The 26,245-nt window shown below is 63.2% G+C and carries 26 protein-coding genes; 14 read left to right on the top strand and 12 right to left on the bottom strand.

Annotation, left to right across the window (positions count from 1 at the left end; all coding sequences use genetic code 11):
• Positions 1–34 precede the first annotated feature (34 nt).
• On the bottom strand, positions 35–295 hold the full coding sequence (locus QWY74_RS11525; RefSeq protein WP_264825785.1) for an FmdB family zinc ribbon protein: 261 nt from the start codon (positions 293–295) through the stop codon (positions 35–37).
• A 253-nt stretch (positions 296–548) separates the two neighbouring features.
• Here QWY74_RS11525 and QWY74_RS11520 point away from each other — a divergent pair, with 253 nt between their 5' ends.
• The 3 genes from QWY74_RS11520 (at position 549) to QWY74_RS11510 (ending at position 3,471) form a co-directional block, all read left to right on the top strand.
• Positions 549–1,487 (top strand): D-2-hydroxyacid dehydrogenase, encoded by a 939-nt coding sequence (locus QWY74_RS11520; RefSeq protein WP_264825784.1) that lies wholly within the window; start codon positions 549–551, stop codon positions 1,485–1,487.
• A gap of 112 nt (positions 1,488–1,599) precedes the next feature.
• Positions 1,600–2,499: a ribokinase gene (locus QWY74_RS11515; protein ID WP_290314369.1), complete on the top strand. Its 900-nt coding sequence runs from the start codon at positions 1,600–1,602 to the stop codon at positions 2,497–2,499.
• Positions 2,500–2,520: 21 nt separating this feature from the next.
• Positions 2,521–3,471, top strand: coding sequence for a nucleoside hydrolase (locus QWY74_RS11510; protein ID WP_290314368.1), 951 nt, complete (start codon positions 2,521–2,523; stop codon positions 3,469–3,471).
• Positions 3,472–3,490: 19 nt separating this feature from the next.
• Here QWY74_RS11510 and QWY74_RS11505 read toward each other — a convergent pair whose 3' ends face one another.
• Together QWY74_RS11505 and QWY74_RS11500 are read right to left on the bottom strand one after the other, a co-directional pair.
• A complete protein-coding gene (locus tag QWY74_RS11505) occupies positions 3,491–3,766 on the bottom strand; it encodes an acylphosphatase (protein ID WP_264825781.1) in 276 nt (91 codons plus the stop codon).
• 37 nt (positions 3,767–3,803) lie between these two features.
• Positions 3,804–4,943, bottom strand: a complete 1,140-nt coding sequence (locus QWY74_RS11500) for a YihY/virulence factor BrkB family protein (RefSeq protein ID WP_320109330.1) — start codon at positions 4,941–4,943, stop codon at positions 3,804–3,806.
• Positions 4,944–5,079: 136 nt separating this feature from the next.
• On the opposite strand from QWY74_RS11500, the gene QWY74_RS11495 reads away from it, so the two are divergent.
• Entirely contained in the window at positions 5,080–6,165 is a 1,086-nt protein-coding gene (locus QWY74_RS11495; RefSeq protein ID WP_264825779.1) for a bifunctional nicotinamide-nucleotide adenylyltransferase/Nudix hydroxylase, read from the top strand.
• 6 nt (positions 6,166–6,171) lie between these two features.
• On the opposite strand, the gene QWY74_RS11490 is transcribed toward QWY74_RS11495, so the two are convergent.
• The 6 genes from QWY74_RS11490 to QWY74_RS11465 form a co-directional block, all read right to left on the bottom strand.
• Positions 6,172–7,089 carry a LysR substrate-binding domain-containing protein gene (locus QWY74_RS11490; protein WP_264825778.1) on the bottom strand — a complete coding sequence of 306 codons (918 nt, stop codon included), beginning with the start codon at positions 7,087–7,089 and terminating at the stop codon, positions 6,172–6,174.
• A gap of 137 nt (positions 7,090–7,226) precedes the next feature.
• On the bottom strand, positions 7,227–8,645 hold the full coding sequence (cls, locus tag QWY74_RS11485; protein ID WP_290314367.1) for a cardiolipin synthase: 1,419 nt from the start codon (positions 8,643–8,645) through the stop codon (positions 7,227–7,229).
• A gap of 95 nt (positions 8,646–8,740) precedes the next feature.
• The gene (locus tag QWY74_RS11480) at positions 8,741–10,246 is read right to left on the bottom strand and encodes a fumarate hydratase (RefSeq protein ID WP_290314366.1); all 1,506 of its coding nucleotides are present in this window, start codon (positions 10,244–10,246) and stop codon (positions 8,741–8,743) included.
• Positions 10,247–10,546: 300 nt separating this feature from the next.
• Positions 10,547–12,568: an excinuclease ABC subunit UvrB gene (gene uvrB / locus QWY74_RS11475; RefSeq protein WP_264825773.1), complete on the bottom strand. Its 2,022-nt coding sequence runs from the start codon at positions 12,566–12,568 to the stop codon at positions 10,547–10,549.
• Positions 12,569–12,644: 76 nt separating this feature from the next.
• Positions 12,645–13,049 (bottom strand): OsmC family protein, encoded by a 405-nt coding sequence (locus QWY74_RS11470; protein ID WP_264825772.1) that lies wholly within the window; start codon positions 13,047–13,049, stop codon positions 12,645–12,647.
• Positions 13,050–13,247, bottom strand: coding sequence for a hypothetical protein (locus QWY74_RS11465; RefSeq protein ID WP_264825771.1), 198 nt, complete (start codon positions 13,245–13,247; stop codon positions 13,050–13,052).
• 188 nt (positions 13,248–13,435) lie between these two features.
• Here QWY74_RS11465 and ygfZ point away from each other — a divergent pair, with 188 nt between their 5' ends.
• Positions 13,436–14,473, top strand: a complete 1,038-nt coding sequence (ygfZ, locus tag QWY74_RS11460; protein WP_290314365.1) for a CAF17-like 4Fe-4S cluster assembly/insertion protein YgfZ — start codon at positions 13,436–13,438, stop codon at positions 14,471–14,473.
• Positions 14,474–14,495: 22 nt separating this feature from the next.
• On the opposite strand, the gene QWY74_RS11455 is transcribed toward ygfZ, so the two are convergent.
• Positions 14,496–15,263, bottom strand: a complete 768-nt coding sequence (locus QWY74_RS11455; protein ID WP_290314364.1) for a TatD family hydrolase — start codon at positions 15,261–15,263, stop codon at positions 14,496–14,498.
• 1 nt (position 15,264) lies between these two features.
• Positions 15,265–16,035 (bottom strand): 3-hydroxybutyrate dehydrogenase, encoded by a 771-nt coding sequence (locus tag QWY74_RS11450; RefSeq protein ID WP_264825767.1) that lies wholly within the window; start codon positions 16,033–16,035, stop codon positions 15,265–15,267.
• Between the two features lie 166 nt (positions 16,036–16,201).
• Here QWY74_RS11450 and QWY74_RS11445 point away from each other — a divergent pair, with 166 nt between their 5' ends.
• The 9 genes from QWY74_RS11445 to QWY74_RS11405 all read left to right on the top strand — a co-directional run bounded on the left by QWY74_RS11445 (position 16,202) and on the right by QWY74_RS11405 (position 24,968).
• On the top strand, positions 16,202–17,023 hold the full coding sequence (locus QWY74_RS11445; protein ID WP_264825766.1) for an inositol monophosphatase family protein: 822 nt from the start codon (positions 16,202–16,204) through the stop codon (positions 17,021–17,023).
• Positions 17,024–17,156: 133 nt separating this feature from the next.
• Positions 17,157–17,429 (top strand): GrxA family glutaredoxin, encoded by a 273-nt coding sequence (locus tag QWY74_RS11440; protein WP_264825764.1) that lies wholly within the window; start codon positions 17,157–17,159, stop codon positions 17,427–17,429.
• A gap of 160 nt (positions 17,430–17,589) precedes the next feature.
• The gene (locus tag QWY74_RS11435; protein ID WP_264825763.1) at positions 17,590–18,351 is read left to right on the top strand and encodes a VOC family protein; all 762 of its coding nucleotides are present in this window, start codon (positions 17,590–17,592) and stop codon (positions 18,349–18,351) included.
• 343 nt (positions 18,352–18,694) lie between these two features.
• Positions 18,695–20,644 (top strand): acetoacetate--CoA ligase, encoded by a 1,950-nt coding sequence (locus QWY74_RS11430; protein ID WP_290314362.1) that lies wholly within the window; start codon positions 18,695–18,697, stop codon positions 20,642–20,644.
• Positions 20,645–20,739: 95 nt separating this feature from the next.
• Positions 20,740–21,609 carry a 1-acylglycerol-3-phosphate O-acyltransferase, YihG family gene (yihG, locus tag QWY74_RS11425; protein ID WP_264825761.1) on the top strand — a complete coding sequence of 290 codons (870 nt, stop codon included), beginning with the start codon at positions 20,740–20,742 and terminating at the stop codon, positions 21,607–21,609.
• On the top strand, positions 21,558–22,511 hold the full coding sequence (locus QWY74_RS11420) for a M23 family metallopeptidase (RefSeq protein WP_264825760.1): 954 nt from the start codon (positions 21,558–21,560) through the stop codon (positions 22,509–22,511). Before yihG ends, QWY74_RS11420 begins: the two co-directional genes overlap by 52 nt.
• Before the next feature lie 122 nt (positions 22,512–22,633).
• A complete protein-coding gene (locus QWY74_RS11415) occupies positions 22,634–23,791 on the top strand; it encodes a glycosyltransferase family 4 protein (protein ID WP_264825759.1) in 1,158 nt (385 codons plus the stop codon).
• Complete coding sequence (locus QWY74_RS11410; protein ID WP_264825758.1) at positions 23,763–24,311, top strand: phosphatase PAP2 family protein; 549 nt, start codon at positions 23,763–23,765, stop codon at positions 24,309–24,311. Before QWY74_RS11415 ends, QWY74_RS11410 begins: the two co-directional genes overlap by 29 nt.
• A gap of 45 nt (positions 24,312–24,356) precedes the next feature.
• Entirely contained in the window at positions 24,357–24,968 is a 612-nt protein-coding gene (locus QWY74_RS11405) for an alpha-ketoglutarate-dependent dioxygenase AlkB family protein (protein WP_264825757.1), read from the top strand.
• A gap of 111 nt (positions 24,969–25,079) precedes the next feature.
• Here QWY74_RS11405 and gcvT read toward each other — a convergent pair whose 3' ends face one another.
• Positions 25,080–26,189 carry a glycine cleavage system aminomethyltransferase GcvT gene (gene gcvT, locus QWY74_RS11400; RefSeq protein WP_264825913.1) on the bottom strand — a complete coding sequence of 370 codons (1,110 nt, stop codon included), beginning with the start codon at positions 26,187–26,189 and terminating at the stop codon, positions 25,080–25,082.
• Between the last annotated feature and the right edge of the window lie 56 nt (positions 26,190–26,245).

Below are 26,245 nucleotides of genomic sequence, written 5' to 3'. Positions count from 1 at the left end.
TCCGTGAAGTTCTCGTGGCGCAAGTCGGCGGGCGTCAGGCCGCTGTGCCGCCCTTGTCCGAGGTATCCGAGGCCGTGGCGGTCTCGCCGCCAGCGGCTAGATTCTTCTTGTTGCCGGTCTTGAAGTCCGTCTCGTACCAGCCGCCGCCCGCCAGGCGAAAACCGGCGGCGGAGACCAGGCGGCCGAGTGATGGCTGATCACAGGCTGGACATATCGTCAGCGGCTCGGCACCGAGTCTCTGAAGCTTTTCCAGGCGGTGGCAGCAAGCCTTGCACTCATATTCGTAGATGGGCATGGTCGTGATTCTCCCGATGACGATATCCCATGAGTCATGCGACGGGGCTGCATGGCGCTGTGGCGTGATCATTCGCTTCGACGCTTGTCGCGCACCGTCAGTGCTGGTCAATCAGGGCAGGCCGATCAAATGACAAGGCCGGCACAAAGCGACATATTATAGCCTGCTCGATAGCCGTAGGCCCAGCCCTGTCGTGGCCTCGACGCTGCCTTGATCGCGCAGCATCCATCAATCGACCCGCAAGGACCCCACCATGCAAGCCGTACTTCTTGATGCTGCCAGCCTGGGAGCGGATATCGACCTTTCACCCATCGAAGCACGCGTCAGCCGCCTGACTTGCCATGACGCGACATCCGCCGAACACGTCGTGCCGCGTCTCGACCAGGCCGATGTGGCCATCGTCAACAAGGTCGTGCTGGACGCCGCAAGCCTCGAGGCACTTCCGCGGCTCAAGCTGATCTGCGTGCTGGCCACCGGCACCAACAACATCGACATGCAGGCCGCTGAAAGGCTTGGCATCCAGGTCCGCAATGTGGTGGGCTACGGGACCGCCAGCGTGGCCCAGCACAGCCTGCTGCTGCTGCTGGCATTGGCCGCACGCTTGCCGCTCTATCAGGAGGATGTCAGGTCCGGTCGCTGGAGTGCCAGCCCCTTTTTCTGTCTGATGGATCATCCGACCATGCAGCTCGACGGGCGACACCTGGTCATCGTCGGCCAGGGAGAACTCGGCCGCCGTGTCGGCCAGCTGGCCGCTGGCCTTGGCATGCAGGTCAGTTATGCGGCCCGGCCCGGCCGGGAAGCCGGGGATTCCCGCCCTGCCCTGCACGAACTGGCCGCCGGGGCGGATGTCATCAGTCTGCACTGCCCATTGACCGACGCGACCCAACATCTGATCGACGAAACCCTGCTGGCGCGCCTGAAGCCTTCCACACTGATAATCAACTGTGCGCGAGGCGGCATCATCGACGAAAGAGCCTGCCTGGCCGCCCTGCAGGCCGGTCGACTCGGCGGGCTCGGCGTGGACGTGCTGCCGGAAGAGCCACCGCGCAACGGCCATCCGCTGCTGGAGGCTCTCGGCGAGCCGCTGAATCTCATCGTCACACCGCACAACGCCTGGATTTCCCCCGAGGCCAGGCAGCGTATCGTCTCGCTGACCGCGGACAACCTGGATGCCTGGATCGCCACACGGTGAAGTGCAACGGCTGCGCCGGGTTGGCGGCGCGAACGTGGCGGCTTGCGCTGGCCTTCCGTGCCTTGGATACTCGGGCCGAGACCTCACTACACAGAGCAAATTCGGATACGCCATGCTGCACAATCTTGGCTCGATCAACATCGACCATTTCTATCGCGTCCCCCACCTGGTCCGTCCCGGCGAGACACTCGCCGGCGGCGATTACCGCGTCGGCCTGGGTGGCAAGGGCGCCAATCAGTCCATCGCCCTGGCACGTGCTGGCAGTCGCGTCTGTCACTGGGGCCGCCTGGGCCGCCAGGACAACTGGGCACGAGAGCACCTTCAGGCCGCTGGTGTCGATACCCGCTACATCGAGATGGTCGACGTGGCCAGCGGGCATGCCATCATCCAGGTGGATGATGAAGGCGAGAACGCCATCCTTCTCTTTCCCGGCGCCAATCATGGCTTCACACCGGCCAACCTGGGTGAGCTGTTCGAGAACACCGCGGCGGGCGACTGGCTACTGATCCAGAACGAATGCAGCGGCCTGGCCCCTGCGCTGGAGATGGCGCATGCCAAGGGGCTGAAGGTCGCCTTCAATCCGGCACCGATGACCGCCGAGGTCGCCTCGCTGCCCTTGCACTACTGTGAGCTGCTGTTCGTCAACCGTGGCGAGGCCGAAGCCCTGACCGGCCTGCCCGCGGGCAGCCCTGCCGGCGAACTGCTGGATGCGCTGGCCCGTCAGCTACCCGAGACACAAACTGTCCTGACCCTCGGGGGAGACGGCGCCTGGTACCAATCCACCGAGCAGCGGATCTTTCAGTCGCCGCTTCCCGTCAGGCCTCAGGACACCACGGCCGCCGGCGATACCTTCATCGGCTACTACCTGGCTGCAAGTCAGGCCGGGGAAAACGCTGCCAACTGTCTGTTGCGCGCCGCCACTGCTGCTGCCATCGGCGTACAACGGCCGGGGGCCACGGAGAGTATTCCCGAGCTGGCGGAAGTCGAGTCGGAACTGGCCCGCACCCTTTGAGACACTCGAGCAGGAGCCCTCATGGCACATCCGATCATCTTTGATACCGACCCCGGCGTGGACGATGCCCAGGCCATTGCCATCGCGATGGCCCATCCCGATATCGAACTGCTAGGCATGACCACCACCTTCGGTAACGTCGATATCACCACCGCCACGCACAATGCCCTGCTGCTGGCCGAACTGGCCGAGCGCCAGGTGCCGGTCGCCCAGGGGGCTGCGGCGCCCATGGTCAAGCCGCGGCATCCGGCTCCGACCCATATCCATGGCGACAACGGCCTTGGTAATATCGCGCTGCCCGAGGTCCAGGGCAAAGCCGATTCGCGCAGTGCGGCACAGTTCATCGTCGATACGGTCAACGCCCGCCCCGGGGAGGTCTCGCTGGTAGCCGTGGGACCGCTGGGTAATCTGGCCGCCGCGCTGCAGCTCGACCCGGCGCTGATCGAGAAGGTGAAGCAGGTCATCGTCATGGGCGGTTCCATCAAGGAAGGCGGCAATGTCACCCCGGTGGCCGAAGCCAATATCTTCAATGACCCGCACGCCGCCCAGCGCGTTCTGACCGCCGGCTGGCCGCTGGTCATGGTCGGTCTGGACGTGACGCACCGCTGCGTCCTCGGTCCCCGGCAGATGGCGCGTATCGAAGCCGGCCAGGGTCGTCTCGGCCAGGTGCTGGCCGGCAGCTACGCCTTCTACCGAAGCTTCTATCAGCAGATGCTGGGCATCGATGGCTGCTGCCCACACGACAGTTGTGCCCTGGCCTGGCTGGTGCGACCGGAGATGTTTACCACGCAACGCGGCCACCTGAACGTGGTCACGGAGGGACTTGCCGAAGGTCAGACCCTCTTCGCCCCGCAGGAGCGCGACTTCATCGAGTCCCGCTGGTCAGGCACGCCATACAGCGAGGTCTGCCTGGGCATCGAGGGGGAAGCCGCGGTGGAGTGGATGACCGCCACCCTGGTCGGCGATGCCTGACCCAGTGCGACCCGGTATCTCAGCCGGTGCGAAAGTTATCGGGAGGTGAAGCCTCGACGGTCTGTAACTCCACATGCCGGACCTCGGCAGCCGGCGGGCCCTGCCACAACCAGTCGCCGAGAGCTTTGACGCTCTCGGCATCACCACACATCAGCACTTCGACACGCCCATCGGGCAGATTGTGAGCGTAGCCCACGACCCCGTGGATGAGAGCCTGTTCACGGGTCGCCTGTCGAAAGCACACCCCCTGCACCCTGCCACTGACCAGCGCTTTCACGCATTGCGACTGTAACATCCGGACCTCCTCTCGGCTTGTCGGGTTGCCCCGGGGGTCATCCCCGGAACCGCGGCTCACCACCCCCAGATGTGGCTTTATCGGCGTTCTCCGTGCGGGTGTCGGAGGGCACACACGCGTGGCTCTTCTCGGGATCCGCCTGCTCGCCAGCCCCGGCCGCTTCGCTTACCACGGCGGCAGCGCGACGTCGCCCTCTGGCCCAGCCGGGCAGCCTGGACCCCTTGCTGGTGCCATGGGGAGTATCATCGAGCAGTTCGTGCTTGACCAGCACGGCACTGTTGCGCGGCACCACCGCCTTGCCCCGGGCCACCAGGTGACACTTGGTAAAGGCCGCACCGAACAGCAGGATCAACGACGAATAGTAGACCCACAGCAGGATCAGCACGACCGAACCGGCAGCACCATAGGTCGAGGCCGTTGCCGTATAGGTCAGGTAAATGGCGATGGCCGTCCGCCCCACGGCGAACAGCAGGGCCGTGACGATGGCCCCTACCAGCACATCACGCCAGCGCAGCACGACATCGGGCAGGACCTTGAAGATAGTGGCAAAAAGCGCCGTGATCAGGGCCAGCGAGACGAGAAATTCCGCGCCGTTGGTCAGCAGGCCGACAAAGGGCAGAAGACCATCGGCGGCCTTGAGCATGGCCTTGACCATTACACCCAGGGCGAGCGAAACCAGCAGGATGAAGCCGATCGAGAGCACCACGGTGAGCGAGAGCATGCGATTCTTGATGAAGATCCACAAGCTGTTGGTGCTGGGGCGTGCGGTCACGCCCCAGAGAGTGTTCAGGGAAAACTGCATCTGCCCGAAGACCGTGGTGGCACCGACCAGCAGGGCACCGACCCCCAGCAGGGTAGGCAGAATCCCCGACTCCTGGATCCGCGACTGGGTCACGGCATTCTGCACGACTTCAGCCGCGCTCGCCCCCATGGTGCCTTCCAGTTGGGCGACGATCTGGCCCTGAGCCGCTTCCTCCCCCAGCACCAGGCCGATCACCGTGACCGCGATGATCACCGTGGGGGCCAACGAAAACAGCGTGTAGAACGCCAGTGAGCCGGCATAACTGAACGCATTGCGATCCAGCCAGAGTTTCACGGCATGGCGCACGACGCCCGACCAGAAGACCACGAAATCGCGCACCCGGGTCCAAGTATTCATCACAGCTTGCTTGATCACGACAGCTCCTTGCATTCCCTTGTCCACCATCAGCATACCGGAGCCACCCGCCGAGGGGCAGGGGGCTGCCGATTGCGCCGCCCTCGCCGGGTCACCATAATGGTGTTCCCACAGGCCCAGCGACAGGATCAGCCGCATGCCAGATGCCGAGTCACCCGATCACGATTTCGACTGCCTGGTCTTCATCGGTCGTTTCCAGCCCACCCATCTGGGTCACCTGGCGATCATTCATGAGGCCCTGAAGCGGGCCCGGCAGGTCATTGTGCTGATCGGCTCGGCCTGGCAGGCCCGTTCGCTGCGCAACCCCTGGCGCTTTGACGAGCGCCGCCAAATGTTGCGCAATGCCTTCGACGAAGCCGATAACCAGCGACTCGAGATCGAGCCGCTACTCGATGCCCTCTACAATAACGATGTCTGGGTACGCGATGTTCAGCGCAAGGTGCGTGACCTGACCTCACCGCGCCATGCCCGCCTGCCGCGCATCGGACTGATTGGCGCCAGTCGCGGCCAGTCCAGTTATTACCTGTCACTGTTTCCGCAGTGGGAATCGGTCAGCGTGCCCATGGTGGAGGGGATCTCGGCCAGTCAGATTCGCGAGCGCCTGTTCCGCTCCCCCCTCGCGGCGACCGACTATGCCAACGCCGGAGCGGCGCATGAACTGCCGCCCAGTGTGGTGGACGGTATCCGGACCTTTCTCGACAGTGAGGCGTATCAACAGCTCGTCGAGGAGCAGGCTCTGCTGGACCAGTACCGCCAGGCCTGGGCCCAGGCGCCCTACCCGCCCATCTTCGTGACCGTCAACGCCGTCGTCGTGCAGTCCGGGCACATCCTGCTGGTCAAGCGCACGGCAGCCCCGGGCAAGGGGCTATATGCCCTGCCCGGCGGTTTCATCAATTCCCAGGAACGCCTGCTGGATGCCTGTCTGCGGGAGCTGCGCGAACGGGTACGCCTGAAAGTGCCGGAGCCGGTGCTCAAGGGCTCGCTGCGTGGCCAGCGGTTGTTCGATGAGCCTCATCGCAGCTGGCGGGGTCGGACCCTGGCCGAGGCGTTCTACTTCGCCCTGCGTCCGGATCAACAACTCCCCCGCCTCAAGCCCGTCCAGGGCGGCGATCATGCGCGCTGGGTGCCGCTCGCCGACCTGGAGCCCGATGGCCTCTTCGAGGACCACTTCTTCATCATCCAGAACTTCCTCGGCCTGCCCGCCGACTTCAGTGGCCCCTGATGCCTTTCACCCCTCAAGAAAGTCGCGCGGCAGCTTCATCATCTGCCGCCACAGCTTCTCGACGCCGGGCTTGTGAACCAGCGAACAGCGGTAAAGGCGGATTTCCAGCGGTACATCGTTCTTGTCATCGCCGGCACGCACCAGGCGGCCATCATCGAGCTCCTGACGGATGCAGAAATCCGGAATCCAGGCCACGCCCACGCCCTGCAGCACCATGCCCTTGAGACCTTCGGCCATGGCCGTTTCGTAGACGGTGCGCAGGCGCATGCGCAAGGGGTCATTCTTCAACAGCATGCGCACACTGCGCCCGAGGAAGGCCCCCTGGGTATAGGACAGATAGGGAATGGCATCACCGTTATCCAGCGAGTAACGCGGGCGACCCCGGGCGTCCGGCACGCTCACGGGCAGCATCTTGACCTGACCGATGGCGAACGATGGAAAGACCTCCGGATCGAGCTGCATGCTCGCGTAGGGGTCATAGTAGGCCAGCATCAGGTCGCAGTTGCCCTCGCGCAACACATGGATGGCATCCCCCACGTTCATCGCCGCCAGGCGGGTCGGTAGCTCCCCCACCCCTTTCTGCAGGCGCGAGATCCATTGCGGATAGAAACTCAGCGCCAGGGAGTGCGCCGCCACGATATCCAGGGCCTCATTGGCCATGGAAAGCCCGCGCAGGTGCCCCAGACTCTCGTTGAGTTGCTCGACCATGCTGCGCGCGGTGACCAGAAAAAGCTGGCCCTCCGGTGTCAGCCCGACAGGCGTTGTCGAGCGATCCACCAGGGTAATGCCGACGGCCTGCTCCAGAGCACGGATGCGGCGACTGAAGGCCGGCTGGGTCACATGACGCTGGCGAGCGGAGGCAGAAAAGCTGCGGGTATTGGCCAGGGCGACGAAATCTTCCAGCCACTTGGTTTCGAGATTCACCGGTACTCCGATTGGTCAATGCATGGTGATGGCGCGCGCAAGCTGCCCTGCCCGCACTCTCCCGGCCCTTCCATGGGCTTGGGGCCAGAAATATCGAAGCCGTAATGTACCGCAGCGATACAGGAAGCCCAAGCCGGTCATTGCACCGGCGCCAACAGGTAGGCTGCCCGCGACACCAGCTTGCGCCACAGCGGCCGACACTGGATCTCTTCCAGCGTCACCCGGCGACACGCCGCGAAATCGCGTACCAGCATGGCATGCACATCCGCGGCGAAGCGGCGGTCCGGCACGAAGGCGGTGATCTCGAAGTTCAGCCGAAAGGAGCGATTATCCAGGTTGACGGTACCGACACTGGCAGCTTCATCGTCGATCAGCATGACCTTTTGATGCATGAACCCGGGCTGATAACGATAGACCCTGACCCCGGCACGCAGCATGTCGGGCAGGAAGGAAAAGGCCGAGAGAAAGACCAGCAGGTGGTCGGGCCGCTCGGGGATCATGATGCGCACATCGACGCCGCGCATGGCAGCCAGTCGCAGTGCATCCTGAACACTATGGTCCGGCACGAAATAGGGGCTGGTGACCCAGAGACGCTCACGGGCACTGTGAATGGCATGCTGTACCAGCAGGCTGGCCGTTTCCTGGGGATCGGCCGGACCAGACGGTACAATGATCACGTTCTGGCACTCCTCGCCGCTGGTGCTCGGGGTCCAGGTCAGGTTGATGACCTGGCCGGTAGCCCAGTGCCAGTCTTCCCAGAAGGCTTCCTGAAGGCCCAACACGCTCGGGCCCACCAAATGCAGGTGGGTGTCTCGCCAATGACCATGTCGCGGGCTTTCGCCCAGGTATTCCACGCCCACATTCGAGCCGCCGATCCAGCCTTCGCGACCATCGACCACCATCACCTTGCGATGATTGCGAAAGTTCAGCTGGAAGCGATGGCGAAACCCGCGCGAGGAATGAAAGGCACTGACCTGAACCCCGGCTTCACGCAGGTCATTGAGATAGTGCTCGGAGAGTTGGTGGCAGCCGATCTCGTCGTAGAGGAAATAGACCCTCACCTCGCGTTGCGCCGCATCCTGAAGATGCTGCTTGAACTCACGCCCCAGGACATCCTCACGCACGATGAAGAACTGAACCACAATATAGTCGTCGGCACGTTCGATACCGTCGAAGAGACTGCGAAAGGTCGCCTGGCCATCGACCAGCAGTTCCGCCCGGTTGCCACTGGTCAGTGGCATCATGGCGAGTTTTTCCACGGCAACTACATCGGCAACGCTGCCGGTCACCAGGTAGGGCTCAACCAGTTGGCGATAACGCCCTAGGACGCGTCGCAGCACGCTGTCGCGCACCCCCCTGGCCGACACATAACCGAAGAATCGCGGTCGACCGAAGATCCAGTAAAGTGGCACCGCCAGATACGGAATGGTCAACAGCGAGATCATCCAGGCGATGGCGCCCTGTGAGGTACGGCTCGACATCAGCGCCTGAACCGCCGACAGCACGCCGAGCACATGAATTACCACGATCAGCAGACCGAGCAGCCAGGACGCCATTCAACGCTTCCTTGCACCGAGTTCAGACACAAGCCATGGGCTCATGACGTTGGGAGGCGCGCCCACCCAGGGTCGAGGGCGCGCACGGCCGAGAATCAGACGCGCTCGGCGATGATTTCCTTCCATTTGGCCGGTCCGGTCTGGTGCACCGAGGTACCGGCGCTGTCCACGGCCACGGTCACCGGCATATCCTCGACCTCGAACTCATAGATGGCCTCCATGCCGAGATCCTCGAAGCCGACCACCCTGGCCTGCTTGATGGCCTGGGCGACGAGATAGGCCGAACCGCCTACCGCCATCAGATAAACGGCACGATTGTCGCGGATCGCCTCGATGGCCGCCTCGCCACGCTCGGCCTTGCCGACCATGCCCAGCAGGCCCGTTGCCTCGAGCATGGTTCGGGTGAACTTGTCCATTCGCGTGGCCGTGGTCGGGCCGGCCGGTCCCACCACCTCATCACCGACCGGATCCACCGGTCCGACGTAATAGATGAAGCGCCCCTTGAGATCCACGGGCAGCGACTCACCCTTGCCGATCATCTCGACCATCCGCTTGTGCGCCGCATCCCGACCGGTCAACAGCTTGCCATTGAGCAACAGGGTGTCTCCCGGCTGCCAGGTACGGATTTCCTCGGCGGTGATGGCGTCCAGATCGACCCGCTTGACGTTGTCGCCGGTTTCGTGCGTGATCTGCGGCCAGTCCTCCAGCTTCGGGGCCGGCAGTGCCGCGGGTCCGGAGCCATCCAGGGTGAAGTGAGCATGGCGGGTAGCCGCGCAATTGGGAATGATCGCGACCGGCTTGTTCGCCGCATGCGTCGGATAATCCTTGACCTTGATATCCAGCACCGTGGTCAGCCCGCCCAGCCCCTGGGCACCGATACCGGTCCGGTTGACCGTGTCATAGAGCTCGAGTCGCAACTCTTCCGCACGATTGGCCGCGCCCCGTGCCTGAAGGTCCTGGATGTCGATGGGATCCAGCAGCGACTCCTTGGCCAGCTCCATGGCCTTTTCCGCTGTGCCACCGATGCCGATGCCTAGCATGCCCGGCGGGCACCAGCCGGCCCCCATCTTCGGGAGCTGATCGAGCACCCAGTCGACCACATTGTCCGAGGGATTGAGCATGGCAAACTTCGACTTGGCCTCGCTGCCGCCGCCCTTGGCCGCGACATGGACCTCGATCCTGTCGCCAGGGACCAGTTTGTGATGGATCACCGCGGGGGTGTTGTCGCGGGTATTCTGACGCTTGCCATCAGGGTCGGCGAGCACCGAGGCGCGAAGCACGTTGTCGGGCAGCAGATAAGCCCGACGCACCCCTTCGTTGACCATGTCATCGAGACTCATGTCGGCCTCGAAACGCACGTCCATGCCGACATGCACGAAGACCGTGACGATACCGGTGTCCTGACAGATCGGCCGATGGCCGATGGCGCACATGCGCGAATTGATCAGGATCTGGGCAATGGCGTCACGGGCAGCGGGGTTTTCCTCGCGCTCATGGGCCTCGGCCATGGCGTCGATGAAGTCCTTGGGGTGGTAGTAGGAAATGTACTGGAGAGCATCGGCGACGCTCTGGATGAGGTCGTCCTGTTGAATCACGGTCATGAGCACGTCGCTCCTTGGTCGGGTCGCTATCCCGCTTCTGTGCCGGCAGAGGCCTGGTCACGCGTCACCGTGTCATGCGCGCGGCGCATCAGGCCCCGCCATGACGGCGGGCTTCCGGATGGATAATGGTACCGCAAGCATCGCGCCTGGGGCAGTTCGATCTTGCCTGTCTGATGTCTGCCTCGAGCCGGCTCGGACTACCTTGCTGACTTATCCCGTTTTTTTATATTTGCCGATCTTTTGAATAAACAAGATAACGGTATAAATCTTTGGCTTCTTGTTCATCCCTTCGGTTGAGCTTCATCCCAGGGCGAGCTGGCGCTCCTTGAGCTCATGAAGTCGATCGCGCATGCGGGCCGCTTCCTCGAATTCCAGGTTCTGCGCAGCCTCGACCATGGCATCCTCGAGCCGGGCCACTTCCTTGCGCAGCGCTTCCGGCGACAGGGCCTGCGGATCATATGGGCCGGAATCTTCCGCCACCTTGCGCTCGCCCTTGCGCCCCTTGCTCTTGCGGCCAGGCGTCTCGGCCGATTCGAGGATATCCGCCACCGAGCGCGTCACCGTCTCCGGGGTAATCCCCTCAGCTTCGTTGTGAGCCATCTGCTTTTGACGACGTCGCTCCGTTTCAGCCATGGCGCGCTGCATAGAATCGGTGATGCGATCGGCGTACAGCACGGCCTTGCCGTGCGCATTGCGTGCCGCCCTGCCCATGGTCTGAATCAGCGAGCGTTCATTGCGCAGGAAACCTTCCTTGTCGGCGTCGAGCACCGCGACCAGTGACACTTCCGGGATGTCCAGCCCCTCGCGAAGAAGGTTGATGCCGACCAGCACATCGAACTGGCCGAGGCGCAGGTCGCGGATGATCTCCACCCGCTCGACCGTGTCGATGTCCGAGTGCAGATAGCGAACCCGCACGTCATGTTCATCCAGATATTCCGTCAGGTCCTCGGCCATGCGCTTGGTCAGGGTAGTGACCAGCACGCGCTCTCCGGCACTACTGCGAACGCGCGCCTCAGAAAGCAGATCATCCACCTGGGTTGTGGCCGAACGAACCTCGATCTCCGGATCCAGCAGTCCGGTGGGCCGTACCACCTGCTCGACCACTTGGCCGGCATGCTCTGCCTCATAGGGGCCGGGCGTGGCGGAGACAAAGACCGCCTGCGGGCATATGCGCTCCCATTCCTCGAATTTCATGGGGCGGTTGTCGAGCGCCGACGGCAGGCGGAAGCCATAGTCCACCAGGGTTTCCTTGCGTGAGCGGTCTCCCTTGTACATGCCACCCACCTGGGGAACGCTGACATGGGATTCGTCGATGAACAGCAAAGCATCCGCGGGTAGATAATCGAAGAAAGTCGGCGGCGGCTCACCCGGATCGCGCCCCGAGAGGTAGCGCGAGTAATTCTCGATACCGTTGCAATAGCCCAGCTCCAGCATCATCTCGATATCGTAAAGGGTCCGTTGCTCGAGCCGTTGCGCCTCCACCAGCTTGTCATGCTTGCGCATCCAAGCCAGCCGCTCGGTCAACTCTTCCTTGATCGAGTCGATGGCCCCCATGATCGTCTCGCGGGGCGTGACATAGTGCGTCTTGGGGTAAATCGTCATACGCGGGACCTTGCCGCGGACCTCGCCCGTCAGGGGATCGAAGAGACTGATGCCATCGATCTCGTCATCGAACAGCTCGACGCGAACGGCCTCGTCCTCGGAGTCGGCGGGGAAGATGTCGATGACATCACCGCGCACCCGATAAGTGCCGCGCTTGAAATCCATGTCATTGCGCGTGTACTGCAGCTCGGCCAGGCGGCGCAGAAAGGCGCGCTGGTCGATCAGCTCGCCACGATTGAAGTGCAGACGCATCTTCAGGTAGGCATCCGGATCACCCAGACCATAAATGGCCGACACCGAGACCACGATCAGAGCATCCCGACGCTCCAGCAGGGCCTTGGTGGCCGAGAGTCGCATCTGTTCGATGTGATCGTTGATCGAGGCATCCTTCTCGATGAAGGTATCCGAGGAAGGGACATAGGCTTCCGGCTGATAGTAGTCGTAGTAGGAAACGAAATACTCGACGGCATTATCGGGAAAGAATGCCTTGAACTCGCCATACAGCTGAGCGGCGAGGGTCTTGTTGGGCGCCATGACGATGGTCGGCCGCTGCAGACGCTCCACCACATTGGCCATGGTGAAGGTCTTGCCCGAGCCGGTGACGCCGAGCAGCGTCTGATGAGCCAGTCCCGCATCCAGACCTTTCACCAGGTCCTGAATGGCCGCGGGTTGATCCCCGGCCGGCTTGAAACTGGACGCCAGGCGAAACGACTTGCTCATGGATTCTCCCTGCTGTGGTGTGGCCCCTGGGTGCCGGCTCGCGGGATAGCGTCTATCCACGGCGACGCGAGCGAGCTCAGGGCGTCTGCCGCGTGTTGATCTGCACCTCCGAGGTCGTCATCAAGCGGTGTATCGGGCACTTGTGACTGATTTCCTCGAGGCGCTGCCGCTGGGCATCATCCAGATCCCCCTGAAAGCTCATGATGACATCCAGGCGATAGATACCGCGGGTTTCATCGCGTTCGTCACGCACCACCATCACCTCGACACCCTCGAGTGGCCACTCCTTGCGACGCGCATACATCTGGGCCGTGATGGCCTTGCAGGCCCCCAGTGACAGATCGAAATAATCATGCGGATCCGGGGCCTGACCATCACCGCCATAGGCCTCCGGCACATCCACCAGCAGGTCCTCGAAAGACTCGATCCTGGCCCGCTGGCGCAAGCGGCCATCACGCTCACTCTGCAAGACGATACTCATTCAGCTCACCTCGATGTTCAGCCCCAGCGCACGGATGGTCTCGATCAACGCCTGTCGGCGAACCCGGCCATCCACCTCGGCGCCATGACGCCCTACTTCGGCACTCTCGACGCCATCCATCATCATCAGTGCCGTGGTGATCCGGTTGACCTGATCCGCGTTCTCGACACCCTTGAAACTCAGTGATACCTGCGACATGCCGGCAGCTCCATTGATCGTCAGTGAGCCCTGTCGGTCTCGTACCTGTGCATTGCGATGCGAAGTCTAACATGATGCCAGTTCGAGCGGTTCACGGCACTTGCATTGTGGCCCCGGCACCCTCACCTGTTAAGCTGACAACAGCCATGCGCACGCCACACCGGCAAGCACGTCCACAAGGATCCGACATGTACGACTGGATCACTCAGAGCGGCGGTCGCCGTGAACATGACACAGAAATCACCTTCGACACACCCGAGCCGGCTCAGCAAGCCCTGGAAGGGCCTGTCATGTCGCCCCTGCCCCGGCTCGGCCTGCTCGACGTCACGGGGGAAGGCGCCGAGCGGTTTCTCCAGGGGCAGACCAGCGCCCAAATGTCGCTAGTGGATGGCGGCTTTGCCCCGCCGAGCTGCTTCTGTACCCCCAAGGGCCGAGTGCTCGCCAACGTTCAGGTGTGCCGTGTCGACTCGGGGCACTACCGACTGCTGATGCACCATCAACAGCTCGACTCCCTGCGCCAGCATCTCGCCAAGTTCGCGCCCTTTTACAAGGTGGGACTCCAGATCCGGGAGGACCTGGCCCTGATCGGCCTGTACGGCCATGAGGCCCCAGCGGTTGCCGAAGCGCTGCTCGATATCACGCCCCCGCCCCCCTGGCAGCAGACCAGCCATGAGAGCGGCCTGGTGGTCGGTCAGCCCGGCCCGACGCCCCGTATGCTGATCTGCGTCCCCGACGACCAGGCTGGCCCAATGTGGTCATGCCTGTCGGGCAAGGTCACGCCGGTCGACAGCCTCACCTGGCAGCTTCACGACATCCAGTCAGGACTGGTCTGGCTGGACGCCGGCCAGAGCGACAGCTACCTGCCGCAAATGCTCAACTGGGAAGCGTTGGGCGGCATCAGCTTCAAGAAGGGCTGCTACACTGGCCAAGAGGTCGTCGCTCGGGCGCACTTCCGCGGCCAGGTCAAGAAACGCCTGATGCGTGCGCAACTGGAAGGTGCCCATCGCCCTCCAGTCGGCAGCGGCATCCTGGATGCCAACGGCAAGCGCCTCGGCGAGGTGGTGTCCGCCGCCCTGGACGCTTACGGCCAGGCCGAGATACTGGCCGTGATGAGCACCCGCGAACCAGCCGAACCGCTCAGCGTCGAGGATCAGCAGTTGAAACGTCTCAAGCTTCCCTACGCGATTGAACGGCTCGACCCGGAACAACTGGCTGGCGCTCTCTAGAAATCTCCGGCCCGTCCCGGCGTCAGGCTAGCGCGAAAAGACGCCGGGCATTGCGGGTGGAATTCATGGCCACCTGTTCCGGTGTCTGACCTTTCAGTTCCGCCACGGCGCGGCAAACCTCGACCACTCGCCGAGGCTCGTTGCGCTGGCCCTGGTAGCCGCTCAAAGGCATGTCGGGGCTGTCGGTCTCGAGCACATAGCCATCATCCGGAAGTGCCGCAACGGCGCGCTGCAAGCGCCTGGCTCGCGGATAGGTCACGGCACCTCCCAGCCCCAGCAAGAAGCCCAGGCGATGGAAGACCATGGCCTGTTCAACAGAGCCGGCGAAGCCATGCACCAGCCCCCCTGCCGGCGGGGCCAGCTGACGCAATCGCTTGGCGAGCTGATCATTGGCGCGTACACAATGCAGTACCAACGGCAAGCCATGCGCCTTCGCCAGGCGCAGCTGAGCATCCAGCAGCGTCTGCTGGGCGTCCAGGGTATGCGCGAAGCGTGCATCCAGCCCGCATTCGCCGACCGCCACCACCTCGCGATGATCCGCGAGCCATTCGCCCAGGGCCTCAATGTCACCCGGCCCATGCGCCTCCATGAAGCACGGATGCAGGCCCAGGCAAACCGCAATGTCCGCGTGGCGGCCCATGGCCAGCACCTCGGGCCATCGCTCACGGGTGGTGGCCGGCACCACAAAGCCACCGACGCCCGCCTCCCGCGCGCGTTGCAGAACATCGGTCCTGTCCGCTGCAAAGGCCTCGAGGTCGAGATGACAATGCGCATCGATGAAACACGACATGCTATTGAGCGGTCCACCCCAGGTCGATATTCCAGCTGGCGCCCGTGACGGCACCCGCCGCATCGGAGGAGAGATAACCCACCAGCTGCGCCACTTCATCGGGCTCGATGAGGCGTTTCACGGCGGCATTCTTGAGCATGATCTGCTCAATGACTTCCTGCTCCTGCATGCCGTGCATGCGGGCCTGGTCGGCAATCTGGTTATCCACCAGCGGGGTCTTGACGTAGGCCGGGCAAAGCGCATTGGCGGTGATGCCCTGGTCACCGCCCTCCAGTGCCGCCGTCCTGGTCAGGCCGATCATGCCATGCTTGGCACTGACATAGGCCGCCTTGCCCGGGGACGCCACCTGGGCATGCACGGAGGCGATGTTGACGATGCGCCCCCAGCCTGCGGCGCGCATGTGCGGCCAGGCAGCCTGTGTCAGCAGGAAGGGCGCCGTGAGCATCAGGTCGATGATGTGGCGCCACTTGTCCTCGGCAAACGACTCGATGGGGGCGACATGCTGGATGCCGGCGTTATTGACCAGGATGTCCAGATGGCCGAAGCGTTCCACGGCATGTTCGACCGCCGCCCGACACGCCTCTCCATCGGCCAGGTCGGCCTGGAAAAAGGCCGCACCGGCAGACTCTGCTGCCTTGCGCCCCTCGGCCTGGAAGTCCACTGCCAGCACCTGGTGGCCCTGGGCACAAAAGTGGCGCATCACGGCTTCACCGATGCCGCTGCCGGTACCGGTGACCAGGGCAACACGCGGCTCTTGTGACGTCTCGTTCATGGTTGACTCCTCGAGGATTGACGGCCATCAGAAAAACGCAATGTCGCCAGCATAAGCCAAAGCCTGACGTCCTGCCTATGACCAGCCGGCTGGCGCGGACAATCGACACTTTGCCACGGATGCCGGACACTGTGACATGCACCGCCACTAGACTCGAGGACTCTTGATGACACCTCAACAACGCCTGGAAATTGCCGAAGACATCGCCCGTCAGGCAGGTCGCATGATTCGCGATGCCCGGGACGGCCAGCACTTTCAGCATCGCTACAAGGACGGCCAGGAACTGGTCACCGACACCGACGTCGAGGTCGACACCCTGATCCGGCAACGTCTATCAGAGGCATTTCCGGAGGAGCAGAGGCTCAGCGAGGAGCTGGCGCCAAATCGCGATGCCCTGGAGAACCCCAGCGCCCTGTGGATCGTCGACCCCATCGACGGCACCGTCAACTTCGCTCATGGCCTGCGCCATGTAGCCGTCTCGATCGGCTGGGCCAGTGCCGGCCAACTGCATCTCGGCGTGGTGCATGCGCCCTTCCTCGATGAAACCTATACCGCCCTCTCGGGCCAGGGCGCCTGGTGCAATGGTCATCCCATCCAGGCGAGCCGGGCCAGCGGGCTGAAGCGGGCGCTGGTCGGCACCGGTTTCCCCTACCGCCATGACAGCCGCCCACCCTTGATGCGCCGATTGATGGCGGTGCTCACACATTGCCAGGATATCCGTCGCAACGGCTCGGCGGCTCTGGACCTGTGCGATGTGGCCTGCGGGCGTCTGGATGCCTACTACGAAAGCGTCGCCCCCTGGGACTTTGCCGCCGGGCTGGTCATCGCCAGGGAAGCCGGGGCAGCAACCGGCCATCTCTATCCGGGACCCGGCGGGATTCCACAGGATCTCTACGGCGAGAATCTGCTGGTATCCAGCCCGGAACTGCACGACGCACTCGGCGACCTGCTCCGACAGGCCGATGCCAGCGAGCTGGCGGCCTGGTAAGGCGAAGCCGCCACAGCCCGATGGCGGATAGCGGGGCACAATGGCGGCGCTTTAGAGAGTCTATTGGCCAAAGGGGGCCGGGCTCCGTCACAATCGCGCTTTAATACCTTTTTCCCTCATGAGGAGTCTCACGATGTACATTGTCATATTTGGCCGCCCTGCCTGCCCCTTCTGCGTGCGCGCCGAGGCGCTGGCAGAATCCTTGCAGACGGCCGGTGCCATCGAAGGATATCGCTACGTGGACATCATCGAGGAAGGCATCAGCAAGGCGGACATGGCCAAGACCATCGGCAAGCCGGTGAACACGGTGCCGCAGATCTTCGCCGACCAGACGCATATCGGCGGCTTCACCGAGTTCAACCAGTATGTCGCCGATAACGCCCTGCTGTCGCCCGCTACTCAATAAGCCTCCGCTCCCGCCGTCACCGTCCCCGATCGCGCCCTTGACCGCCCACTGGGCGGTCTCGACCCCGACCGTCTCGCCTCGTTGAATCCGCCCACACCGCGGCGGTATACAATATGAAGAAAGGAAAATCGGCACAGGGCGTCGACACTGGGGGTCACGGATGCAAGGCGGCACGCTCATCCAGGCATTATGGCGGGACTACACGGACCGGCAACCGGACATCAGCGCACTGGACCTGTGGTCGAGTGCCACCATGGCGGAATATCTCACCCTGCTGACCCCGAGCCTGGGGCCATGGTCGGCAAAGTCGCTGATTCCGGGACTCGCCGAACATGGATATACGCCACGTCAGCGCTATGCAATGCCCGAACGAGGGCTGCTGTTGACCTTGCTGGCCACCGACATGCCACGCCAGACCTGGCTTGTCCTGGCGGAATTCCAGGTCGCCACCCTGTCACGCCAGCCTCGCGACCTGTTGCAACGCCTGATTGACAGCGCCGACGGTCGGCCGGAAACGCTGCCCGTCGGCGGCCGCCCCTGGTCGATGCCGACCTGGGAAGACTACCAGGCCTTGCATCAGGCCGATCCACTGGCCGCCTGGCTGGCCGTCATGGGAACCCGTGTTCACCATCCGGGGTTCGACTGTGACCGGCTCGACACCTCCATGAAGACACTCGACAACCAGCTCGACCAGCGAGGCTACACAGGACATACCGACCGGCTGCAGGGCGTCTTTCCCGTATCACCGCTACTCGACTACCGCTTCTATCCAGGACATCCTCAGCGGTTGTGTTTTGCCCACGGGGAGCGTCGTGAGGTCAGCCTGGGCGGCCTGGCCCTTATCCAGCGGCGCGTCACTGCCAACCGGGAGCGCAGTGTGGAGCTGCTACTGCCTCATCATGCGCTGTGCGAACTCGGCTGACAGGCCCGACCGGCACCAAGCTGCCACGCCACGACATCATCCACAGTTTCTGTGGATAAGACTGTGAATCAGCGTGGTAGAAAGCGTTCCAGCCCAGACGTCTCGGCCGCATGTCACAGAATGGTCAGTTTTTCGACATGCTGTCGCCAACCTGCGCGGATGATGCTGGAGCAGTGCTTGTCTGCTCCGGCGTCGATCAGCGAGTCGCGAATAGCCAGGCAGGTGCCGGGTGACGTGCGGCACGAAAACGGTACACTGGTCCCGGGCGGCGCTCAGGGTACGACATCCCGCTGCCGCACTGACTGCCCGCCACCCACTGGATATCGACCAGGAGACCATCGTCATGAACACTCCCCTCTGGCAACCATCCGCCGAGACGCTCGAGGCCACGCAGATGGCCGCCCTGATGCGCAGGATTGCCCGACAGGATGGAATTCCCTTAGAGGATTATCAGGACCTTCACGCCTGGAGCATCGAACACCCCCAGCGCTTCTGGTCAGAACTCTGGGATAGCTTCGATATCGTGGCCGAACACAAGGGTGACAGGGTCCTGGCGCAGCCGCAGGCCATGCCGGGGGCACAGTGGTTTCCCGATGCTCGGCTGAACTTCGCGGCCAACCTGCTGCGCAAGCGTGACGCAAGCCCCGCCCTGATCGTCCACGACGAGCGCGGCCGGCGTCGCGAGCTCAGTCATGCCGAGCTTTACCATCAGGTGGCCAGGCTGGCGCATGCGCTGCGCGAGGATGGGGTCCAGCCCGGCGATCGTGTGGCCGGCTTCGTGCCCAACAGCGAACATGCCATCATCGGCATGCTCGCCGCCGCCAGCTTGGGCGCCATCTGGTCTTCGTGCTCGCCGGACTTCGGCCATCAGGGCGTGCTGGACCGCTTCGGCCAGATCACCCCCAAGGTACTGATTGCCGCCGACGGCTATACCTGGAACGGCAAGGCGATCGATACCCGACAGCGGCTGGCCGAGATCGTCGACTCCCTGGAGGATCTGACCCACCTGGTGGTCTTCCCCTTTCTCGAGGATGCCCCGGACCTTTCGGGCATGCCGCGCGCCATTGCCTGGGATGACTACCTGAATAACACGGCCCAGGAAATCGACTTTCAGCAGCAGCCGTTCGATCACCCGCTCTACATTCTCTACTCATCCGGCACCACGGGAACCCCCAAGTGCATTGTGCACAGTGCCGGTGGCACCCTCCTGCAGCATCTCAAGGAACACCGCCTGCACACCGACCTGCGCGACTCGGACCGGCTCTTTTACTACACCACCTGCGGCTGGATGATGTGGAACTGGCTCGCCTCCGGACTGGCCAGCGGGGCCACCCTGGTGCTCTTTGACGGCGCGGCCTTCGCCCCGGACGCCGATGTGCTGTGGAGAATTGCCGAGCAGGAAGGCGTTAGCGTTTTCGGTACCAGTGCTCGCTATATCGCGGCCTGTGAGAAGGAAGGACTCGAACCCGGACGCGAGCATGACCTGAGTGCCCTGCGTGCCGTTCTCTCCACGGGATCGGCGCTGACCCATGAATCCTTCGACTATGTGTATCGCGACATCAAGCAGGACCTCTTGCTGGCATCCATATCCGGTGGCACCGATATCGTCTCTTGCTTTGCCCTGGGCTGCCCCATCCGCCCCGTCTATCGTGGCCAGCTGCAATGCCGCGGCCTGGGCATGGCCGTGGATGTCTTCGACGATGAAGGCCGTCCATTGCGTGGCGAAAAGGGCGAGCTCGTCTGCACGGCGCCCTTTCCTGCCATGCCGATCGGCTTCTGGAATGACCCGGATGGTGAACGCTACCACGACGCCTATTTCGCAAGCTTCGAGAACACCTGGGCGCATGGCGACTATGCGGAAATCACCCCGGAGGATGGCCTGATCATTCATGGCCGCTCCGATGCGGTGCTCAATCCGGGAGGCGTGCGCATCGGCACGGCCGAGATTTACCGCCAGGTCGAAAAGGTCGATGAGGTGCTGGAGTCGCTGTGTATCGGTCAGACGTGGGGAGACGATATTCGTGTCGTGCTGTTTGTTCGCCTGCGAGACGGGCTGACACTGGATGACCAACTGCGTCACCAGATCAGGACCACCATCCGCTCCAACGCCACGCCTCGCCATGTTCCGCAGCGCATCCTGCAGGTGGCGGACCTGCCTCGGACCCTGTCGGGCAAGCTGGTGGAGCTGGCCGTTCGCAATGTGGTCCACGGCGAGCCGGTCAAGAACCGTGAAGCGCTGGCTAACCCCGAAGCCCTGGCACTGTTCGAGGATCTTCCCGACCTGAGTGAATGAGCCCGGCGCTTGCCCGGCTCTATGGTTGGCTGGGCAGAAGCGGGCGGATCCATTAGCATGTCGCTTCATCACGCAAGCCCGACGAGGAGATCGGCATGTCGACCCTGAAAGGGATCGCCAGCCTGCTGGTACTGACGCTCAACACCCTTTTCTGGGGGGTGCCGCTGGTCGCACTCACCCTGTTGAAGCTGGTCACCCCCGGCCGTCCGTTGCGCCGCCGCGTGCTCCGGGGGCTGAATGCCATTGCGCGCTGGTGGCTGGATGTCAACCTATGGTGGATGCGCCATTGGGTGGCACCGCCCCTCGACATCGATCTGCCGCAATCACTCACGCAGGATGATTGGTGGTTGGTGCTCTCCAACCACCGCAGCTGGACCGATATCTTCGCCCTGCTGATGGTGCTGCATCGTCGCATTCCCATGCCGCACTTTTTCGTCAAGCGCCAGCTGATCTGGATTCCCGTGGTCGGTCTGGCCTTCTGGGCGCTGGAATTTCCCATGTTGCGGCGCCTGACCCGTGAACAGCGCGAAAAGCGCCCGCATCTGGCGCGCCGCGACCAGGAGGCTACAGAGCGCATGTGTCGCCATGCGCGTGAGCGCCCTATCGCCATCTACAACTTCGTGGAAGGCACCCGCTATACACCGGCCAAACACGCAGCACGGCAAAGCCCCTACCGGAATCTGCTGCCGCCGAGAGCCGGCGGTATTGCCCAGGTGGTCGGCCTGCTGGGTGACCGACTCGGCGGCATCCTCGATGTGACCCTGAGCTATGAGGCATCCGAGCCAAGCTTCTGGCGCTTTCTCTGCGGCCGGGAAGACACCATTCATGTTCACGTCCGGCAAATCCCGGTGCCCGACTGGATGCAGGACGGCCACTACCATCACGACTCGCACTACAAGGAACGCTTTCACTCATGGCTCAACGCGCTGTGGCAGGCAAAGGATGCCGCACTGGACTCGCCCTGATAGGCCTGACCCTCCTGTTGAGCGGCTGTGCCGCTCAATCCCATGGCCCCTCGGGCGATACCGCCACCGGGGCGACTGCCTCGCATAAGAACATTGCCGGCAACTGGGTGGCCATACGACGGGGCGATACCCTGGGCAGTATTGCCCAGCGGGCCGACGTGCCCCTGGTCCGGCTCAAGCGCTTCAATCCCGATGTCGAACCGAGAAGCCTGGCGGTCGGCCAGCGCGTCCTGGTACCCAGCCAGCGCGAGCGAGCGCCTTCCAGTGGCCCCTATCGGTATCAGATTCGACCGGGTGACACTTTTTCGTCCGTCGCGCGGCGCTTTGCCACCAGCGCGCAAGTTCTGGCAAGCGCCAATCAGGGCGTAGAGGCCACAGATCTCAAAGTGGGCCAGATGATCCAGGTGCCACTCGATGGCTCTTCCGCCGACGCCACGGTGGAGGCAAACCCTCGCCCGGCCACCACCGGGGCGTCCTCAGCGAGCGCTTCGGCACCGACTGACGCGGCCTCATCAAACCGTCAATGGCCCTGGCCGCTGGATAACTATCAAATCGCGCGTCGCTTCGGCAAGGATGATCACGGAACGCTGCAACCCATGCTGCTCTCGACCCATCAGGGCGCTCGTGCCATGGCCGTGGCCGATGGCCAGGTGCGCTTCGCCAACAGCATGCGGCAACTGGGCAAGGTCGTGATTGTTCACCACCCGGATAACCTGCAGAGTGTCTATGCCCGCTGTCGGTCGCTAGTGGTCGAGAGTGGCGAACAGGTCCAGGCCGGCAGTCCGCTATGCCAGGTCGGCCAGGCCAGCAACGGCCAACACCAACTGCTCTTCGACATGCGTCAAGGTGGCAAGCCCATGAATCCCGCCCGGGTCCTGCGCCAGGCCACCCCCGGGGCTTGAAGACACGCCTTGTGCGAGGCGTCATCACCTCTTCATCGTCTTGTCGCTGAGCTGTCATCCCTGCCACGCAACCTCTCGGGTGAAAGGTGCTGAACCAGCACCGGTACAGCAAGAGGTTAAATATGCGCATCTGCCTGGTCAGCGAAACCTGGTCACCCGATATCAATGGCGTGGCGCATACGCTCCAACAGTTGACCCGGCAATTGCTCGAGCGCGGCATGACGCTGCAGCTGGTCAGGCCGGCCCCGCAAGGCGAGTCACACTCGGAACCAGACATGAGCCTGGAGCTGCAGGTCAGAGGCTTTGCCATGCCCGGCTACAGCGATGTGCGGCTTGGGCTACCCGCGGACCGCCGCCTCAGGGCCATGTGGCAGAAACAAAGGCCCGATGTCGTCTATGTCGCTACTGAAGGGCCCCTGGGGTGGTCGGCCCTGCGCTGCGCCGAACGCCTGAATATCCCGGTGGTCAGTGGCTGGCATACTAACTTCGATCACTACTGCCGTGACTATGGCGTCGGCTGGCTGGAACCTCTGGTCACGCGGCGCCTGCGCCACTTTCACAACCGCTGCCACGCCACCCTGGTTCCCACCCATCACCAGGCCGAGGCATTGACCGCCAGAGGCTTCGAAAGGGTCGGGGTGATGGCCAGAGGCATTGACGGCGAGCAGTTCTCGCCGGCCCATCGGTGTTCTGAATTGCGGCCAGGCTGGGACAGCGACGGGCACCGTCCGGTGGCCCTGCATGTCGGCCGCCTGGCGGCGGAAAAGAACCTTGGGGTATTACGGGAAACCTGTGCCGCCCTGCTGAATGCCTACCCCGAGATGCGTATCGTGGTGGTGGGCGATGGACCGCAACGCGAAAGCCTGCAAAAAGCGCTTCCGGACGTGCATTTCACCGGCTTCATCGATGCCCGACTTCTGGCACAACACTACGCCAGTGCCGACTTCTTCCTGTTTCCCTCGCTATCCGAAACCTGGGGCAATGTCGTCCTCGAGGCCATGGCCAGTGGTCTGGCCGTGGTGGCCTTTCGCCACGCGGCGGGACGCGAATTGATAGCGCATGAGGTCAACGGTCTCCATCTGGAGCCGAATGATAGCGCGGCGTTTCGCGATGCTGCGCTCAGCCTGGCCCGGCAACCCGAGCGCTGTGCGCGGCTCGGCGAGGCAGCACGAGAGCGCGCCCTGCAGTATCGCTGGCCGGCCATCACCGATGAGTTTGTTGCCGCCTTGAACCTGGCGCGGGAGGCCCAACATGAAGACACTGAGCAGTGCCGTGTTTGAACGTCTCGACCTTCTGGAATGGCAGTTATGTCAATGGATGGCCGGCTTCAGTATCCATCGACGCTGGCTGGCCAGCCTGCGATGGGCAAGCCGAGCCGGGGACTGGCCGATCTGGGTCGCGCTCATAGCCGCCCAGCCCCTTCTGCATGAAGGACCCCAGGCGGCGCGGATAATGGGCCAGTATATCCTGACCGCCCTGGTGGCGATTGGTATCTATCGGCTGGTGAAAACCCGTCTTTGTCGTGAAAGGCCCTTCATCACCTTTCATACCATTGCCTGCAACGAACCTGCCCGGGACCGCTACAGCTTTCCCAGCGGTCACACCATGCACGCCGTGATGTTCATGACGCTGTGCATGGTAGATACGCCCTGGCTGACCCCCTGGTTGTTGCCCATTGTCATCCTGATCGCGATCTCGCGGGTCGGACTGGGACTCCACTACATCAGCGATGTCATCGCCGGCGGCATTCTGGGCTATTGCATGGCATTGTTCAGCCTGGGGCTGAGCGGCGGGGCCTGACATCGGCCAGCTGACAGCCTGGAAGGCGAATGGCATGCTGATGGCATGACCGCATACGACCCCGAGAACTTCGCCGACTTCCTCCTGAAGACCCCACCACTGGTGCGCTTTCGACATCTCCTGGGCCAGCAAAGAGCTGACCGGATGTTGCAATGCCTTAATGACGAGCTGGCGTGGCAGCAGCCACGCCTGCGTCTGTTCGGACGCGAGCACCCCATCCCCCGCCACCAGGTCTGGATGGGCGATGCCGCCTACCGCTACTCGGGCCAGGACTTCGAGCCGGAAGAATGGCATCCCGGCGTCATGGAAATCCGCCAGGCGCTACAGGAACGACTCCAGCAGGCGGGGTTCGAGGCGACATTCAACAGCGTACTGATCAACCGGTACGCCCATGGCCAACACCGCATGGGATGGCACAGTGATAACGAACCCGAGCTGGGCGCTCGGCCCCTCATCGCCTCACTCAGTCTTGGCCGTGAGCGTCCACTGCGTTTCCGCTGGAAGGATCGCCGGGCACCGGCCTTCAATATCGATCAGCCCGACGACAGCGTCCTGATGATGGGCCCCGGGGTACAGTCGGAGCTGGAACACAGCCTGCCTGATCGAAAGGGCCAGGGGTTACGCATCAGCCTGACCTTTCGCTGGATACACTATTGAGCCCAGTTGACCCGGCTGATGCCCTCTCGCCTTGTTTTGCCGGTTGGCGCATGAAAACGGCCACTCAAAGGTAGCCGCTGTGTTGAATGCCGAAAAGATAACGGTATAAATCTAGCCGCGATGATAACCCGGGGTCACAAAGGGCATTCGCGTCACGGTCACCGCCAGGCGCTTGCCACGCACCTCGGCGTACACCACCTGGCCAGGGTGCGCCAGCTCACTGGTTACATAGCCCATGGCCACCGGCCGCCCCAGGCTGGGTCCGAAACCACCCGAGCAGACCACGCCTGCCGGCTCTCCATGCTCATCGAGCAACGGAGCCCCCTCGCGAACCGGGGCACGCCCCTCACCCAGCAGGCCAACGCGCTTGCGCCGATGATCCTTCTCGGCCACCTGGTGCAGGATGAGTTCGGCACCGGGGAAGCCGCCGGCACGTTCTCCGTCCTGACGCCGCGGCTTGCCGATGGCCCAGATGAGCCCGGCTTCCACGGGTGTGGTCGAGGTATCCAGATCATGGCCATACAGACACAGGCCTGCCTCGAGGCGCAGCGAGTCCCGCGCCCCCAGGCCGACCGGCGCCACTTCAGGCTCCGAAAGCAGGCGTCTGGCCAGTGCCTCTGTCGACGCCGCCGGCACCGAGATTTCGAAACCATCCTCTCCGGTATAACCACTGCGACTGACCCAGACCTCGACCCCGTCGATCATGAAGCGACCATGCTGCATGAATACCAGATTGCAGGCCGGCGGACACAGCCGCTGCATGACCGCGGCGGCTTCCGGCCCCTGAAGTGCCAGCAATCCTCGATCGAGCTCTTCTATCGAATGCCCCGACAGCCCCTGGCGCAGATGAGCAATGTCCTGCTCCTTGCAGGCCGCATTGACTACCAGATAGAAATGATCCCCGGCATTGACGATCATCAGATCATCCAGGATACCGCCTTCTTCGGAGGTAAAGAGGCCATAGCGCTGCCGCCCCGCTTCGAGCCCCACCAGATCGGACGGCACCAGGGTTTCCAGCGCTCCGGCCGGGTCCGGTCCATGCAGTAGCACCTGGCCCATATGGGATACATCGAACAGACCGCAGGCCTGGCGAGTATGTTCATGCTCTTTCTTGACCCCGGCGGGGAACTGGACCGGCATGGAGTATCCAGCAAAGGACACCATGCGTGCGCCAAGTTCCTCATGCAGATCAAAAAGCGGTGTCTTGCGTTGTTCTTTCATTGCCTGGCCAACCTTTTCCCGTGACAGAATGAACATGGCCGGCTTGAAGCCGGCCA

It is taken from the genome of Halomonas almeriensis (genome assembly GCF_030409235.1).
Lineage (GTDB): Bacteria > Pseudomonadota > Gammaproteobacteria > Pseudomonadales > Halomonadaceae > Halomonas > Halomonas almeriensis.
This window is presented reverse-complemented; position numbering and strand designations above follow the sequence as displayed.

Bases quoted from the DNA above. Each gene is read 5' to 3' on its own strand.
- QWY74_RS11525 (WP_264825785.1), bottom strand. From the start codon at position 295: ATGCCCATCTACGAATATGAGTGCAAGGCTTGCTGCCACCGCCTGGAA.
- QWY74_RS11520 (WP_264825784.1), top strand. From the start codon at position 549: ATGCAAGCCGTACTTCTTGATGCTGCCAGCCTGGGAGCGGATATCGAC.
- QWY74_RS11515 (WP_290314369.1), top strand. From the start codon at position 1,600: ATGCTGCACAATCTTGGCTCGATCAACATCGACCATTTCTATCGCGTC.
- QWY74_RS11510 (WP_290314368.1), top strand. From the start codon at position 2,521: ATGGCACATCCGATCATCTTTGATACCGACCCCGGCGTGGACGATGCC.
- QWY74_RS11505 (WP_264825781.1), bottom strand. From the start codon at position 3,766: ATGTTACAGTCGCAATGCGTGAAAGCGCTGGTCAGTGGCAGGGTGCAG.
- QWY74_RS11495 (WP_264825779.1), top strand. From the start codon at position 5,080: ATGCCAGATGCCGAGTCACCCGATCACGATTTCGACTGCCTGGTCTTC.
- cls (WP_290314367.1), bottom strand. From the start codon at position 8,645: ATGGCGTCCTGGCTGCTCGGTCTGCTGATCGTGGTAATTCATGTGCTC.
- QWY74_RS11480 (WP_290314366.1), bottom strand. From the start codon at position 10,246: ATGACCGTGATTCAACAGGACGACCTCATCCAGAGCGTCGCCGATGCT.
- uvrB (WP_264825773.1), bottom strand. From the start codon at position 12,568: ATGAGCAAGTCGTTTCGCCTGGCGTCCAGTTTCAAGCCGGCCGGGGAT.
- QWY74_RS11470 (WP_264825772.1), bottom strand. From the start codon at position 13,049: ATGAGTATCGTCTTGCAGAGTGAGCGTGATGGCCGCTTGCGCCAGCGG.
- QWY74_RS11465 (WP_264825771.1), bottom strand. From the start codon at position 13,247: ATGTCGCAGGTATCACTGAGTTTCAAGGGTGTCGAGAACGCGGATCAG.
- ygfZ (WP_290314365.1), top strand. From the start codon at position 13,436: ATGTACGACTGGATCACTCAGAGCGGCGGTCGCCGTGAACATGACACA.
- QWY74_RS11455 (WP_290314364.1), bottom strand. From the start codon at position 15,263: ATGTCGTGTTTCATCGATGCGCATTGTCATCTCGACCTCGAGGCCTTT.
- QWY74_RS11450 (WP_264825767.1), bottom strand. From the start codon at position 16,035: ATGAACGAGACGTCACAAGAGCCGCGTGTTGCCCTGGTCACCGGTACC.
- QWY74_RS11445 (WP_264825766.1), top strand. From the start codon at position 16,202: ATGACACCTCAACAACGCCTGGAAATTGCCGAAGACATCGCCCGTCAG.
- QWY74_RS11440 (WP_264825764.1), top strand. From the start codon at position 17,157: ATGTACATTGTCATATTTGGCCGCCCTGCCTGCCCCTTCTGCGTGCGC.
- QWY74_RS11435 (WP_264825763.1), top strand. From the start codon at position 17,590: ATGCAAGGCGGCACGCTCATCCAGGCATTATGGCGGGACTACACGGAC.
- QWY74_RS11430 (WP_290314362.1), top strand. From the start codon at position 18,695: ATGAACACTCCCCTCTGGCAACCATCCGCCGAGACGCTCGAGGCCACG.
- yihG (WP_264825761.1), top strand. From the start codon at position 20,740: ATGTCGACCCTGAAAGGGATCGCCAGCCTGCTGGTACTGACGCTCAAC.
- QWY74_RS11420 (WP_264825760.1), top strand. From the start codon at position 21,558: ATGGCTCAACGCGCTGTGGCAGGCAAAGGATGCCGCACTGGACTCGCC.
- QWY74_RS11415 (WP_264825759.1), top strand. From the start codon at position 22,634: ATGCGCATCTGCCTGGTCAGCGAAACCTGGTCACCCGATATCAATGGC.
- QWY74_RS11410 (WP_264825758.1), top strand. From the start codon at position 23,763: ATGAAGACACTGAGCAGTGCCGTGTTTGAACGTCTCGACCTTCTGGAA.
- QWY74_RS11405 (WP_264825757.1), top strand. From the start codon at position 24,357: ATGACCGCATACGACCCCGAGAACTTCGCCGACTTCCTCCTGAAGACC.
- gcvT (WP_264825913.1), bottom strand. From the start codon at position 26,189: ATGAAAGAACAACGCAAGACACCGCTTTTTGATCTGCATGAGGAACTT.